This is a genomic window from Nonomuraea sp. NPDC003560, from assembly GCF_042878785.1.
In the GTDB taxonomy this organism is placed as follows: Bacteria; Actinomycetota; Actinomycetes; order Streptosporangiales; family Streptosporangiaceae; genus Nonomuraea.
In genome coordinates this window covers 566,327-579,495 of the sequence record NZ_JBIAOF010000006.1, presented here as the reverse complement: position 1 = coordinate 579,495, position 13,169 = coordinate 566,327, and the positions used below count along the sequence as shown (strand labels likewise).

Genomic DNA, 13,169 nt, shown 5'->3' with positions numbered 1-13,169 from the left:
CCGGATCCCGCTCAAGCAGGCCGGATCCCGCTGAAGCGAATCAGATCCCGCTCAAGCAGGTCGAATTCCGCTCAAGCAAGCTGAAGCAGGTTGGATTCCGCTCAAGCAGGCTGAAGCGGGTCGGATTCCGTTGAACTCCCACGCGCCGAACCCCACGAGGAGCGATGGAACCGAAAGGCCGGTGCGGGTGAGTCTGTGGTGAAGGGTGCGAACGCGCCCTGTGGAAGGACTTCCCCCCATGAGAGGACTCACCCCGGTGGCGGCCATCACGGACGCCGCCCTCATCGAGGAGTCGCTGGCCGACCCCGATCGGTTCGCGGGCCTCTTCGACCGGTACGCGGATGAGATCCACCGATATGCCACCAGACGCCTCGGCCAGGAGAACTCCGCCGCGGCCGACGACGTGACGGCCGAGACGTTCCTCGCGGCGTTCCGAAAACGGTCCCGCTACGACCTGTCCAGACCGGACGCCGCCCCCTGGTTGTACGGCATCGCCGCCAACCTGATCGCCAAACACCGCCGTACCGAGGTGCGCAGGCTGCGGGCCCTGGCCAGGATGCCGGGTCACGACGACAACCCCTTCGAGCAGCGCAGCATCGACCGGATCGACGCCCAGCGGCTCGGTCCCCGCCTGGCCGACGCGCTGGCCAGGCTCTCTTCGGCGGAACGCGAGCTGCTCTTCCTGGTCACCTGGGCCGAACTGTCCTACGAGCAGGCGGCTCAGGCGTTCGACATCCCGGTGGGCACCGTCCGTTCCCGTCTGTCCCGGATCCGGGCCAAGATTCGCAACGTCCTGGAGGACCCCCGATGAACGAGTTCGACCTGATCAACGAGGTGCGGCCGGAAGTGGCGCCCTACGACCCCGGCACCAAGGCCATGGCCAGGGATCGGCTGCTCAGGGCGGGGCGGTCCCGGTGGGCCTGGCGCAGGCCGTACACCTTCGCCCTCGCCGGAGGGCTGGCGGTGGCCGTCGGCGTGGTCGCGGTGCAGGTCCCGTCCCCCTCGAACCCGCCTCACGAGATGAAGCTGCTGTCGGCCGCCGAAGTGCTCAACCGCGCGGCGAGGGCCGCGGCCGACGAGATCGAGCCGCGCGACGACCAGTACATCGTGGTGAAGACCCTGCAGACGATGGACTACTCCCTGATGCCCTACGAGAAGTCCAAGGACCACTACTACCGGCGCTACAAGAACACCGTCTGGCTGCGAGCGGGCGAGCGGCGGCCAGGGCAGTACGCCGACGGCGTGCGCAAGCAGACGCCCATCGAGCCCCTGGCCTATGCCGGCGAACCGATCCCGAAGTCCGCCTACAAGGACATGGGAACCAAGATCCAGCCCATCGTCTACTGCAAGGACTTCAAGAGCGACTACCCGACGATCAAGAACCTGCCGACCGACCCGGCCGGCATGCGCACCCACCTCGACGCCATGTGGAAGCCCAAGGCGGAGAAGCTGACGCCGTTCCTCGCCTTCCTCGCCGCACGTGAGCTGCTGTGGCAGACGTACCTGCCGGCCGCGCAGCGCAGCGCGTTGTACCAGGCCCTGAGCACGTTCCCCGGCATCACCATCGACGAGGAGGTGCAGGACGCGGCGGGCCGCAAGGGCGTCGGCGTGGGTTTCACGAGCCCGGACGGGCTGCGCTGGGAGCTGATCTTCGACAGGGACACCTACGCGCTGCTCGGCGACCGTCAGGTGGTGGTCGACACCAAGACGGCCAAGGCGGCCAAGGTGGCCAAGCCGCCGGTCGGCACCCTGGTGGCCGCCACGGCGCAACTCGACATCTCGGTGGCCGACTCGGCGCCCGACGTCGAGATCGAGGAGAGGTTCAAGAGCGGGCAGTGGTGCACCGGCAGCTAGTCCCGACGAGGGCAGCGGGGGTGTGGTTTCCCGCACCCCTGAACGGCCACCTGCCTCATGGTGGCCACCCCTTGGTCGTTCCTAGTCTCTGACGCATGACGGAATGGCTGATCGACCTGATGGAGCTGCTGGGCGCGCCGGGAGCGGGGATCGCGATCGCGCTGGAGAACCTGTTCCCGCCCCTGCCCAGCGAGGTGATCCTGCCGCTGGCCGGCTTCACCGCCTCCCAGGGGGCGATGAACCTTGCCGCCGTGCTGCTGTGGACCACGGCCGGCTCGGTGATCGGGGCGCTGGCGCTGTACTGGGTGGGCGCGGCGCTCGGCCGCGAGCGCACGCTGGCCCTGGCCGCCCGGCTCCCGCTGCTGAAGGTCTCCGACATCGCGCGGACCGAGGCGTGGTTCCACAAGCACGGGCGCAAGACGGTGTTCTTCGGCCGGATGATCCCGATCTTCCGCAGCCTGATCTCCGTTCCCGCCGGGGTGGAACGTATGCCGCTGGGCGTCTTCACGCTCTTGACCACGGCCGGGAGCCTGCTCTGGAACACCGTGTTCGTGCTGGCCGGCTGGGCGCTCGGCGAGAACTGGTCGCTGGTGGAGTCCTACGTCGGCATGGGCACCAACGCGGTCATCGCCGTGGTGCTGCTGGCCGTGCTGGTCTTCGTGGGCGTCCGGCTGGGCGAGCGGCGCAAGGGACGGCATGCGGCACAGGCCGGATGACGGCGCGGGCCGGTCGTCACGGAGGCGCTGCGCGACGGACGGCTCGGGCGTCCTGCCCGGTCAACGCGGCGAGGGCGTCGAGGAGGGTGGAGGCGGCCGGAGGGCCGGACCAGCGGGCGGCGACGTGCCCGTCGGGACGGACGAGCAGCGCTCCCTGCGCGGTGATCCCGCAGAACGCCGCATGTTCCACGGGAAGGGACTCGACGCGCACCGGCCACGGCGTCGTCGGCCCGGCCCAGGCGACGGGGTCCGGGGTGAGCACGGTGAACCATTCGCCGAAGGTGTCCAGGGTCGAGCGGTCGCGGGCGAGCCAGAGGTGCGGCATCCGGCGACCTGGTTCCGCGCTGGGCACGTAGTCCGCGCCCGGCGGCTCCGGCGCGGGCCCCTCGCCCGCGAGGACGGCGCCGGAGCGGTACGCGCCGCCCAGCACCAGGCCGAGCTGCGCGAAGTACCGCTCCGACCAGGGCAGCTCGACGTGGTCCGGCGCTGCCCGGCCGCGCTGGAGCTGGGCGCGGCGCCGGTTCTGCACGTCGAGCATGAGCTCGGTGTTGGCCACCGCCTGGCGCAGTGTCCGGCAGGCGACCGGCCGCCGCTCCTCCTCGTACGTCTCCAGCAGGCCGGGAGCGGCCCACCCCCGCAGGACGCCCGCCAGTTTCCAGCACAGGTTGTGCACGTCGGCGATGCCGGTGTTCATGCCCAGCCCGCCGACGATGGGCATCGCGTGCGCGGCGTCGCCGGCCAGCAGGATCCGGCCGTGGCGGAAACGCTCGGCGACGAACGCGTCGGTCTCCCAGTGCTGGATCCGGACGACGTCGGCCGGCACGCCGCCGAGGGCGCGCGCGAGCAGGGCGGGCCAGTCGGCGTGCGGGCCGTCGTCCGGGGTGGGGACGAACCAGGCCCAGCCTCCTTCCGGATACAGCGGCGCGAACAGGCCGTGCGCGGTGAAGTAGACCCCGGCCGGCCGGTCGGCGCACCAGCGGCGCAGGTCGGCGTCGAACACGACGGTGGTGAAGCCCCCCATGCTCCCGGGCCCGGTGACGCCGATGCCCAGCAGGCGCCGGACGGTGGAGTTCGCGCCGTCGGCGGCGAGGACGTGACGGACGCGGAGCCGGGTGCGCTCGCCGCCCCGGGAGCCGCCGACCAGGACGGCCACGACGCCGTCCGCCTCCTCGGCAAGCTCCGCGAGCTCGACGCCGAAGCAGGCCGGCGACCCCGCCCCGGCGAGCAGGACGGGTTCCAGGCGGTCCTGCGAGGTGACCACGCCGGTCACGGGGCTCTCGGGCACCGGCGCGTCGATGCCGGTCATCGCCGCCGTGGCGAAGTCGCGGCCGCACAGCGTGTCGCGGAAGCGGATGCGGCCGTACTCGGGGGCGAACGCGTGGGCGGTGATCCCGGCGGCGAGCCCGAGCCCGCGGTAGATCTCCATCGACCGCACGTTGACCAGCCGGGCCCGCGGGAAGGGCGACGGCTCGCGGTGCCGTTCGACCAGCAGGGTCCGCACGCCCCAGCGGTCCAGCAGCGCCCGTGCGGTGAGCCCGACCGGCCCGCCGCCGACGATCAGCACCTCCACCTCGCCGTCCGCCCTGGGGACGCTCCGCAGCCGATCCACGCCTCATCGTAATCAGACCAGGTCGCGCGAGCTTCCCTGCGCCGAAGAAGGGGCCGGCCACCCGCGGTGGCCGGCCCGTCGTGCAGGTTTATGGCTGGTTCTCCTCGCCCTCGCCGCCGAAGGCCTCCTCGACCGCCTCCAGGCCCTTCTTGATCTGCTGGTCGTACTGGTGGCCGGTGTCGTCCTCGACGAACTCCTCAGCCCGCCGCAAGACCTCCGCCGTCTCGGCGGGGTGCTCCTTGGCCAGGTCCTCGGCCTTCTTCAGCCAGTCGCTGATTCCCATGATCGGGTTCTCCTTGCTCGATGCGGTTCACTGCTGGACGGCCCACGCGCCGGTCCTGTCAACGCGGTAGTTGCCACCTCCCTCGGCCACGACGGCTTGGGCGTTGGGGAAGTTCTGGGCGCAGTAGTCGCGGAATCGCTGGCGGTCGTTCGACGACGCCGACTGGACGGTGAAGAAGCCGATGATCCGCGTGCCGGCGACGTTCGGGACGCCGGCGAACAGCGACGGCAGGTTGATCGCCTGGAATCCGCCGGACCCGTGGTAGCCGCGTACGTTCTGGTACGCGCCCGCGACCTGGTTCCAGAGCACGACCACGGACACGCAGTCGCCCATGGGCCCGGTGATCATCACGTTCTGGTTGGCCGGAAGGTCCTCGGCGGGTGCGGGCGTGGATTGCTGGGTGAGAATCACTGCTCTCTCCTTCGTGTCAGGTGTGCAGCGGGACGACGGCTGTCGGGCGCAGCGGCGCGACCTTGGCCGCCAGCGCCCCGCTGAAGGCGGTGGTGAACACCATCCGGTTCATCGCGGCGGAGCCGCTGAACTGGGTCAGCGTGCCGGGCTCGGTCACCGCGGACCACGGGTAGGTCGTGGCGTCCGTGCCGGGCGTGAGCTGGTTGTAGTTGTAGGCGAGCATCGGAACGCCGCCGGTGAGCGTGGCGACGAACAGCAGGCAGCTCGGCGGGCCGGTCCGGCTTGCCAGGGCCCATGCCTGGCGGACCTGCGGGCCGGCCGTCTGCAGGGCGGAGACCCCGGCCACCACCTGGTCGGCGAGATCGCTGGTCAGCTGCCTGGCGAGCGTCTGGCCGATGATGGTCAGAGGCACGCATTCCGGGCTTCCGGCGGTGCCGCCGGTCTTGCCGGCCTTCCAGAACCTCCCGGTCTTGTCGGGCTTGTCGCCGCAGTCCAGCTGGGTGCTGTCGCGGGTGAGGTCCGTGGTGGTCCAGCCGATGTTGCCGAGCGCCTGACGCAGCTCGGCGGCGTGCCCCATCGCGTCGGGCGCGGCGGCCTGCGCGGCCACGTGCCCGGCCAGCAGGACCGAGTTGACGACGTCCTCGCCCTGCTGGGCCGTGAACCCGCCGTCCAGCAGCAGGAAGGCGCCTTCGACGAGCATCGCGGTTGTGGCGTCCATCGAGCCCTCCTACAGCGACGGCAGGTTGTCGATGTAGTTGCTCGCATGGCTGGACATCTTCTGCGCCACGGTCGCCCTGACCGCGCTGTAGACGGAGTCGTTGAGAACCATGGTCGTCTGGCCCTGCTTGATGTCCACGGACGTCGCCGAGTAGGACATCCACAGGAACTTGGTCGCGGTCTCGGTGCCGGCGAAGTGGAAGGCGGACAGCTTGACGGCGACGTTGTTGTTCGTCTCGGTGGCCAGGCCGATCGAGAAGCTTCCGGTGGTGTCCGACGTGGACTGGCTGTTGTAGATCTGCCACGGCGCCCCGTTACTGTCGGCGGACGATTTCAGCGCCGTCACGGCCGCCTTGACGATCTCCAGCTCAGGCTCGGTGACCAGGGTCGCCATGATCTCCAGCACCACCTTGTCGATCTCGACGGTGGCGGTCTTGGTGTCGTAGCCGGCGAAGTTGACCGACTGCCCGGTGTAGCCGATGTTCGTCAGCACCTCGATGACCTTGTGGTAATAGCCGAGCGGGTCGGTCTCGGGGTTGATGCCCTGGGCGACGGTCGAGAGCTGCGCCAGCCCGAAGGAGTTGAGCAGGTCGTCCTTGTGCTGCGCGGACACGTTGGCGGTGAAGGCCACCATCGAGTTCCCGACGACCGAGGCGCTCTCGCCCTCGCTCTGCTGCGGCGGTTCTGCCGCCGCCATCGCGGCCTGTGGCCTGGGCGGCGCGGGTGGCATCTTCAGCGAGCCGGCGAACGCGGCGGGTGCTGATGGGGTGCTCACGGTTCCTCCTATTGGTCGGAGCGGACTGATGACCAACAGTGAACAATTGGGGCCATTTCCGTGACAGCGCCGGAATCTGACATCCGCGCATCCCCCGCGCATGCGGACGTGGCGATCCCGTGGCCCCCGAGAGACGCCGGGCACAACGCCCCGGCACGGCGGCGCAACACGGCCGTGTTCCTCCGCCGGAACGCACACCGTCCGAGCCCCGAAAGCCGCCATTCTCCCGCCATCGGCGTGACCGGCGCGTCTCACCGCGGGCACCGATGCGATCCCGCCCGCGGGACGCCGGCCGTACGCGGGCACCGCGCGAGCGCCACCGCCGGGAGTCGCCCGCGGCACGTGGACGCGGCCGTGACTTTGAGCCCGGCGTTCCGTATATGCCTGGCTACGCTCTGACAGTCGGAGGCGTGGGAAGGATGTATGAGTGGCCAAGTCAGACCTGGAACTGCGACTTCTGGGACCGTTCCGGCTGCGTTGCGGCGGCTCCACGCTGGCCCTGCCCTACGGGGTGGCCAGACTGATCGCGTCTTTGGCGATCATGGGACCGATGTCCCGCTCGCAGACGGCCGGACTGCTCTGGCCGGACGGGACCGAGCAGCAGGCCCTGGCCAACCTCCGTACCACCCTGTCCAGGCTCGCGCGCAGAACCCGCGAGCTCGTCGAGACCGACGGCGACATCCTGAACCTGTCCGAGACCACGAGGGTGGACGTCGACGCGCTGACCCGCTGGATCAACGACACCATCTACGGCGGCGGCCCGGCCGGGGAGCTGACCGGCCCGCCCGCCGACGTCGAGCGCCCGCTGCTGGCCGGCTGGCCCGACGACTGGGTCGTCGACCGCCGTGACTGGCTGCGCACCCTCACCGCGCAGGCCCTGCAGAGCGCCGCCGCCCGGCTGCTGGCCCTCGGCCGGCCCGCCGAGGCGCTGCCGTACGGGCTGGCCGCCGTGCAGACCGAGCCGTGGTCGGAGAGCGCGAACCGCATCCTGCTGGAGATCCACGCGCGCCGCGGCGACCCCAGCAGCGCGCTGCGCCAGTACGAGAAGTTCAGCGGGATCCTGCAGCGGGAGCTGGGGGTGCCCCCGGCGCCGGACATCGTCGCGGTGATCCAGCAGCTCTACCCCTTCGGCACCGGCCGGGTGAAGGCGGTCTGAGCGTGACCGCCGAGGCGTTCCGGCCTGGGCGGCGAAGGAGCCGGTCTGAGCGCCACCAGCCGAGGCGGTCCGGCCGGGGAAGGCCGACCGGCCGGGTCGTCGCGGCGGGGCGGGCGCGGGAGGCGGCGCGGGCCGGTGAATCGTCCGTAAGCTGAGGATGTGTCTCCCGCACTGGTCCTCCTCGACGGCGTCCGCTGGCACGGCGCGCGCGTCGTGGGCGACCGCGCGCACACCCTGCTGGCCGTGCTCGCCCTGCACGGGCGCGCGGGCGTCGGCGACGAGCGGCTGGTCGAGGAGCTGTGGCCCGACGGCGCGCCGGCCAACCCGACCAAGGCGCTGCAGGTGGTCGTGTCCCGGACCAGGGCCGCGACCGGCCCCGACGTCGTCGTGCGCGTCCCGCGCGGTTACCGGCTCGGGCTGTCCGCGGACCAGGTCGACGTCCTGCTGCTGGGGACGCTGGTGGAGCAGGCGCGGGCCGCGCTGGGCCAGGACGACGCGACGCTCGCGCGCCGCCGTGCCGAGGAGGCCCTGGACCTGGTCGTGGCCGGCGGCCCCGACGGCGCCACGGGCGCGCTGGCCGACCTGCGCGCCGTCGCGGCGCGGCAGGCGGCCGAGGCCCGGCGGGTGGCGGCGATCGCGGCCGCCCGCGGCGGCGCGCACGAGGCCGCGCTGCCGCTGCTGGAGGAGGCCGCGGCCGACCGGCCGCAGGACGAGGAGCTGCTGGCCTGCCTGCTGCGCAGCGAGGCCGCCGTCCGCGGCGCCGCCGCCGCGCTGGAGCGCTACGAACGCCACCGCTCGGGCCTGATCGCCCGGCTCGGCACCGAACCCGGCCCCGAGCTGGCCCGCGTGTACGCCGAACTCCTCGCCGCGGACCGGCCGGTGCGCGTCGGCCTCCAGTTCGACGGCTCCTCGCTGCTCGGCCGCGAGGACGACATCCGCGCCGTCCACGCCCTGTTGCAGACCAACCGGGTGGTCTCCGTCGTCGGCCCCGGCGGCCTGGGCAAGACGCGGCTGGCCCATGTGGCGGGCCGGAACGCCGCGCAGCCCGTCGTGCACTTCATCGAGCTGGTCGGCGTCTCCTCGCCGGAGGGCGTGGTGGGCGAGGTGGGGTCGGCGCTCGGGGTCCGCGACTCGGTCAGCGGGCGCCGGATCCTGACCGCCGGGCAGCGCGCCGACGTGCGCGCCCGCATCGCCCAGCATCTCGACCAGGCTCCGGCGCTGCTCGTCCTGGACAACTGCGAGCACGTGATCGAGGCCGTCGCCGACCTCGTGGCGTTCCTGACCGTGACGACCCGCGACCTGCGGGTGCTGACCACCTCGCGCGCCCCGCTGTCGATCCCGGCCGAACGCGTCTACCTGCTCGGCGAGCTGCTCGCCGAGGACGCGGCGGAGCTGTTCCGGCAGCGCGCCACGGCCGCCCGCCCCGGGGTGCGGATCGGCGAGGACGCGGTCGCCGAGGTCGTCGCCCGCCTCGACGGGCTGCCGCTCGCGATCGAGCTGGCCGCGGCCAAGGTACGGGTGATGTCGGTCGAGGAGATCGCGCGGCGGCTGGCGGACCGGTTCGCCCTGCTGCGCGGCGGCAACCGGACGGCCCCCGACCGCCACCAGACGCTGCTCGCGGTGATCGACTGGTCGTGGAACCTGCTGGACGAGCCCGAACGGCGGGCCTGGCGCTGGTTGTCGCTGTTCGGCGACGGGTTCACGCTGACCGCCGCCGAGCACGTGCTCGGCCCGGATGCCCTGGCCGTCGTGGACGCGCTCACCGAGCAGTCGATCCTCGGCGTCCGCGAGACGGCGTACGGACTGCGCTACCGGATGCTGGAGACCGTCAGGGAGTTCGGGCGGCTGCGGCTGAAGGAGGCCGGCGAGGAGGCGGCGGCACGCGCGGCGCAGCGGAAGTGGGCCACGGCGTACGCCCTCGCACACGCCTACACGCTGTTCGGCCCGGGGCAGTACGAGTCGGTCGACGCGCTGCGCGCGGAGGAGGGCAACCTCGCCGACCTGCTCCGGCAGGCACTCGGCGAGCCCGACCCGGCCGCGACGGTCCAGTTGCTGGCCGGTGTGGGCTCGCTGTGGTCGATCCGCGGCGACCACACCCGGATCTTCGTCCACCGGGAGGCGATCGGCCAGGCGCTCAAGGGCTGGACGCCGCCACCGCCGCTCGTCGAGGTGACCAGGGCCGCCCTGCTGATCACGCTGATGAACACCATCGCCGTGACCGACCGCGCCCACGATCCCCTGCGCCTGCTCCTTGAGGAGCTGCCGCAGACCGGCGAGACCGATTCCCGCCTGGGGGCCATGACCGTGGTGGCGCTCGCGTGGGACCGGGACGACGCCCACCGCAAGCTCCTGGAACTGCGCCGGAGCCCCGACCGCGACGTGGCGCTGGCCGCGGCGCAGGCGAGCATCCACGTCCTGGAGAACGTCGGGGAGGTGCACCAGGCGATCGGGGCCGCCGAGCAGGCCCTGTCGCTGCTCCGCGACAGTGAGGGCCCGTGGATCGGCGCGGTCGCGCACGCCGTGCTGGCCCAGCTGTTCATGCAGCTCGGCGACCGCGGGCGGGCGGTCGGTCACGCGCGGACCGCGCTGCCGGTGCTGCGCCGGCTCGGCGCCGTCGACGACGAGGCCCAGCTCCGCTCGGTCCTGCTGATCTCGGCACTGGCCGACGGCGATCTCGACGCCGCCGAGGCCGAGCTGGCCGGCATCAACGGAATCAGTGAGGGCGACACCGTGCTCGGCGGCGCGGCGATCGACTCGCTGTGCGCGGCCGAGATCGCCCTCGCCCGCGGGGAGACGTCCGCGGCGCTGGTGCACTACCGCAGGGCGGTCGAGCGGGCGCGCGACCTGCGTCCGCCGGGGGTGCCGTACGAGGGGGCCACGTCGTGGTCGGTCGTCGCGGAGTCGATCGCGCTGACGGCGTACGCCCACCACGCCGGGCCGCGGGAGGTCCGGTACGGCGCGGAGCTGTTCGCCGCCGCGCGGGGCTACGACCTGCTGATCGTGACGAACCCGGTCCTCGACTTCCCGGTGTGCGGCTCGATGTTGTTCGCGCTCGGGACGTGGGGGCTGCTGCGGCAGGCCGTGGCGGCGCGCGACGCGATCAGGCTGCTGGTGCTGGCCGAACGGTTCTCGTACAACAGCACGATGCCGAGCATGCACTTCGCGCTGATCGAGCCGCACGCGGAACGGGCCGCGCCGGGCACGCTCGCGGCCGTCCGGGCCGAGTACGGCCACCGGCGCGGCCCTGACCTGCTCGACGAGGCCCGGCGGCACGTCGATCAGGTCTTCGGCCATGACCGGCGGCGCTCACATGTGCCGCTTGTAGCTGCGCACCGACAGGGGCGCGAAGATCGCCATGACGACCGCGCACGCCAGCAGGGTCCAGGCCACCTCGCCGCTGACGAGGGCGTTGTTGGCGAGGTCCCGGGTGGCCGTGACCAGGTGTGAGACCGGATTGACCCGGACGAACGCGGCCAGCCACCCCGGCAGGGTCTCCACGGGGACGAACGCGTTGGACAGGAACGTCAGCGGGAACAGGATCATCATCGAGATGCCCTGCACGGCCTGGGCGCTGCGGGCGATCGTGCCGACCCAGGTGAAGATCCACGCCAGCGACCAGCCCGTGAAGATCGCCAGCAGGATCGCGGCCAGCACGCCGCCCACCCCGCCGCCCGGCCGGTAGCCCATCACCATGCCCATGCCGAAGGTCAGCGTGGCCGCGATCGTGTAACGCAGCAGGTCGGCCACCATCGGGCCGGCGAGCGGCGCGATCCGGGCGATCGGCAACGACTTGAACCGGTCGAAGACGCCCTTCTCCATGTCCTCGCGCAGCTGCGTGCCCGTCGCCATGCACGTCGTCAGCACCGTCTGGGCGAGGATGCCGGGGATCATCAGCGGGAGGTAGCTCTGCACGTCGCCGGCGATGGCGCCGCCGAAGATGAAGGCGAACATCGCGGTGAACAGCAGGGGTTGCAGCGCCACGTCGAAGAACTGCTCCGGATTGCGACGCATCTTCTTCAGCGCCCGCCAGGCCATCGACAGGGTCTGGCTGACGGTCTCCGCCAGGGTCACGCGCCGCCGCGCGGCCTCCACGCGGTCGGCGGCCCTTACCGTCTCGCGGGTGGGGGCGATCATGGTGCTCATCGGTTCTCCTCCGTGCCGGTCGCGGCGTCGTCGTCCGTCCCGTGGCCGGTCAGGACGAGGAACACCTCGTCCAGGCTGGGCTTGGCCACGCTCACCGACGAGATCGACACCCCGGCGGTGCGCAGGGCGATCAGCACCTCGGCGGCCAGGTCGGCCTGGTCGAGCGCGACGTTGAGGCGGCCCAGCTCCGGGCTGAGCACCGGGTCGGAGCCGAGCACGCGCCGCACGACCTCCACGGCGGCGGGCACCTCGTCCGGCTCGGCGAGCAGCAACTGCAGGGTCGAGTTGCCGACCGCGCTCTTCAGCTGGTCGGGCGTGCCCTCGGCGACCTTGCGGCCGTGGTCGATGACGGCGATGCGGTCGGCGAGCTGGTCGGCCTCGTCCAGGTATTGGGTGGTCAGCAGCACGGTGCAGCCGTCGGAGACCAGGTCGCGGATGGCGTCCCACATCTGGCCGCGGGTGCGGGGGTCGAGGCCGGTGGTGGGCTCGTCCAGGAAGATCAGCGGCGGTCTGGTGATCAGGCTGACCGCCAGGTCCAGGCGCCTGCGCATGCCGCCGGAGAACTGCGAGATCGGCTTGTCGGCCGCGTCCTCCAGGCCGAACTGGCCCAGCAGCTCGGTGGCGATGCGCCGGGCGCGCGGCTTGGCGATGCCCTGGAGGCGGCTGAACAGCCAGAGGTTCTCGCGGGCGGTCAGGTTCTCGTCGACCGAGGCGTACTGGCCCGTGACGCCGACGAGCTGGCGGATCACGTGCGGGTTGGCGGCCACGTCCACCCCGAAGATCTCGGCGCGGCCGGCGTCGATCTTCAGGAGGGTGGCCAGCATGCGGAGGGTGGTGGTCTTGCCCGCGCCGTTGGGGCCGAGGACGCCGAAGATCTCGCCGGTGCGTACGTCCAGGTCGATCCCGTCCACGGCCCGGTGTGCGCCGAACGTCTTCACCAGCCCTTCGGCGCGTACGGCCGCCTCGGTGGCCGCTCTGGGGGGCGGGCCGACCCCGGTGTGCCCGAGTTCTGTGATGCTCATGGCTCCAGTGTCGGGGACGCCGGTTTCATGGCGCCCTCGACAAGGTTTCACCGGTTGCCGAGGAGAATGTACGGATGCGTGAATCGCCGTGGATGATCCTCATCGGTCCCGCCGCGGCGGGCAAGAGCACCCTGGGCGAGGGCATGGCCGCGGCGACGGGCCGGCGCTTCGTCGACATCGACGCGATCGGCGCCGACTACTACGCCGAGGCAGGCTGGGACATGGACCGGCTGCGCTCCCGGATCCGGGCCGTCGGCCGGGTCGCGGCCGAACGGGAGTGGGAGCCGGCCCGCGCCCATGCCGTGGAACGCGCGGTGGCCGACCACCCGGACGCGATCATCGCCCTCGGGGCCGGGGCCACGACCGTCCTGTACACCGACGCGGACACCCCCGACCAGGCCCTCACCCGCCTCCTGACCGCGTGCGGGACCGGCTAGCGCTCGGAGCCGAAGCGGTAGACGGTCGAGTTCCCGGCCCGGAACC

Annotated in this window: 12 protein-coding genes and 1 pseudogene; 6 read left to right on the top strand and 7 right to left on the bottom strand. The window is 72.1% G+C overall.

Going from position 1 to position 13,169, the window contains the following annotated elements:
- Positions 1–238: 238 nt before the first annotated feature.
- The 3 genes from ACFYUV_RS26485 to ACFYUV_RS26475 all read left to right on the top strand — a co-directional run bounded on the left by ACFYUV_RS26485 (position 239) and on the right by ACFYUV_RS26475 (position 2,570).
- Positions 239–811, top strand: coding sequence for an RNA polymerase sigma factor (locus tag ACFYUV_RS26485; RefSeq protein ID WP_387672142.1), 573 nt, complete (start codon positions 239–241; stop codon positions 809–811).
- Entirely contained in the window at positions 808–1,854 is a 1,047-nt protein-coding gene (locus ACFYUV_RS26480; protein ID WP_387672139.1) for a CU044_5270 family protein, read from the top strand. The genes ACFYUV_RS26485 and ACFYUV_RS26480 overlap by 4 nt, the downstream gene beginning before the upstream one ends.
- 95 nt (positions 1,855–1,949) lie before the next feature.
- The gene (locus ACFYUV_RS26475) at positions 1,950–2,570 is read left to right on the top strand and encodes a DedA family protein (protein WP_387672137.1); all 621 of its coding nucleotides are present in this window, start codon (positions 1,950–1,952) and stop codon (positions 2,568–2,570) included.
- 16 nt (positions 2,571–2,586) lie between these two features.
- Here ACFYUV_RS26475 and ACFYUV_RS26470 read toward each other — a convergent pair whose 3' ends face one another.
- The 5 genes from ACFYUV_RS26470 to ACFYUV_RS26450 all read right to left on the bottom strand — a co-directional run bounded on the left by ACFYUV_RS26470 (position 2,587) and on the right by ACFYUV_RS26450 (position 6,365).
- On the bottom strand, positions 2,587–4,179 hold the full coding sequence (locus tag ACFYUV_RS26470; RefSeq protein ID WP_387672134.1) for an FAD-dependent monooxygenase: 1,593 nt from the start codon (positions 4,177–4,179) through the stop codon (positions 2,587–2,589).
- Positions 4,180–4,267: 88 nt separating this feature from the next.
- Positions 4,268–4,462: an Rv0909 family putative TA system antitoxin gene (locus ACFYUV_RS26465; RefSeq protein WP_364327844.1), complete on the bottom strand. Its 195-nt coding sequence runs from the start codon at positions 4,460–4,462 to the stop codon at positions 4,268–4,270.
- A 27-nt stretch (positions 4,463–4,489) separates the two neighbouring features.
- Positions 4,490–4,873, bottom strand: coding sequence for a hypothetical protein (locus tag ACFYUV_RS26460; RefSeq protein WP_364327847.1), 384 nt, complete (start codon positions 4,871–4,873; stop codon positions 4,490–4,492).
- Between the two features lie 16 nt (positions 4,874–4,889).
- Positions 4,890–5,591, bottom strand: coding sequence for a hypothetical protein (locus ACFYUV_RS26455; protein WP_387672129.1), 702 nt, complete (start codon positions 5,589–5,591; stop codon positions 4,890–4,892).
- A 9-nt stretch (positions 5,592–5,600) separates the two neighbouring features.
- Complete coding sequence (locus ACFYUV_RS26450; protein ID WP_387672126.1) at positions 5,601–6,365, bottom strand: hypothetical protein; 765 nt, start codon at positions 6,363–6,365, stop codon at positions 5,601–5,603.
- Positions 6,366–6,792: 427 nt separating this feature from the next.
- Between ACFYUV_RS26450 and ACFYUV_RS26445 the strand changes: the two genes are divergently transcribed.
- Together ACFYUV_RS26445 and ACFYUV_RS26440 are read left to right on the top strand one after the other, a co-directional pair.
- The gene (locus ACFYUV_RS26445) at positions 6,793–7,521 is read left to right on the top strand and encodes a BTAD domain-containing putative transcriptional regulator (protein ID WP_387672123.1); all 729 of its coding nucleotides are present in this window, start codon (positions 6,793–6,795) and stop codon (positions 7,519–7,521) included.
- A 159-nt stretch (positions 7,522–7,680) separates the two neighbouring features.
- Positions 7,681–9,147: pseudogene (locus tag ACFYUV_RS26440) on the top strand (BTAD domain-containing putative transcriptional regulator); the annotation flags it as partial.
- A 1,680-nt stretch (positions 9,148–10,827) separates the two neighbouring features.
- Here ACFYUV_RS26440 and ACFYUV_RS26435 read toward each other — a convergent pair.
- Positions 10,828–11,664, bottom strand: coding sequence for an ABC transporter permease (locus ACFYUV_RS26435; protein WP_358290929.1), 837 nt, complete (start codon positions 11,662–11,664; stop codon positions 10,828–10,830).
- On the bottom strand, positions 11,661–12,686 hold the full coding sequence (locus ACFYUV_RS26430; RefSeq protein ID WP_387672119.1) for an ATP-binding cassette domain-containing protein: 1,026 nt from the start codon (positions 12,684–12,686) through the stop codon (positions 11,661–11,663). Before ACFYUV_RS26430 ends, ACFYUV_RS26435 begins: the two co-directional genes overlap by 4 nt.
- Before the next feature lie 74 nt (positions 12,687–12,760).
- Between ACFYUV_RS26430 and ACFYUV_RS26425 the strand changes: the two genes are divergently transcribed.
- Positions 12,761–13,123, top strand: a complete 363-nt coding sequence (locus ACFYUV_RS26425) for a shikimate kinase (protein ID WP_387672116.1) — start codon at positions 12,761–12,763, stop codon at positions 13,121–13,123.
- Positions 13,124–13,169 lie beyond the last annotated feature (46 nt).

Coding starts and splice junctions, on each gene's coding strand:
- ACFYUV_RS26485 (WP_387672142.1), top strand. CDS start 239: ATGAGAGGACTCACCCCGGTGGCGGCCATCACGGACGCCGCCCTCATC.
- ACFYUV_RS26480 (WP_387672139.1), top strand. CDS start 808: ATGAACGAGTTCGACCTGATCAACGAGGTGCGGCCGGAAGTGGCGCCC.
- ACFYUV_RS26475 (WP_387672137.1), top strand. CDS start 1,950: ATGACGGAATGGCTGATCGACCTGATGGAGCTGCTGGGCGCGCCGGGA.
- ACFYUV_RS26465 (WP_364327844.1), bottom strand. CDS start 4,462: ATGGGAATCAGCGACTGGCTGAAGAAGGCCGAGGACCTGGCCAAGGAG.
- ACFYUV_RS26455 (WP_387672129.1), bottom strand. CDS start 5,591: ATGGACGCCACAACCGCGATGCTCGTCGAAGGCGCCTTCCTGCTGCTG.
- ACFYUV_RS26435 (WP_358290929.1), bottom strand. CDS start 11,664: ATGAGCACCATGATCGCCCCCACCCGCGAGACGGTAAGGGCCGCCGAC.
- ACFYUV_RS26430 (WP_387672119.1), bottom strand. CDS start 12,686: ATGAGCATCACAGAACTCGGGCACACCGGGGTCGGCCCGCCCCCCAGA.
- ACFYUV_RS26425 (WP_387672116.1), top strand. CDS start 12,761: ATGCGTGAATCGCCGTGGATGATCCTCATCGGTCCCGCCGCGGCGGGC.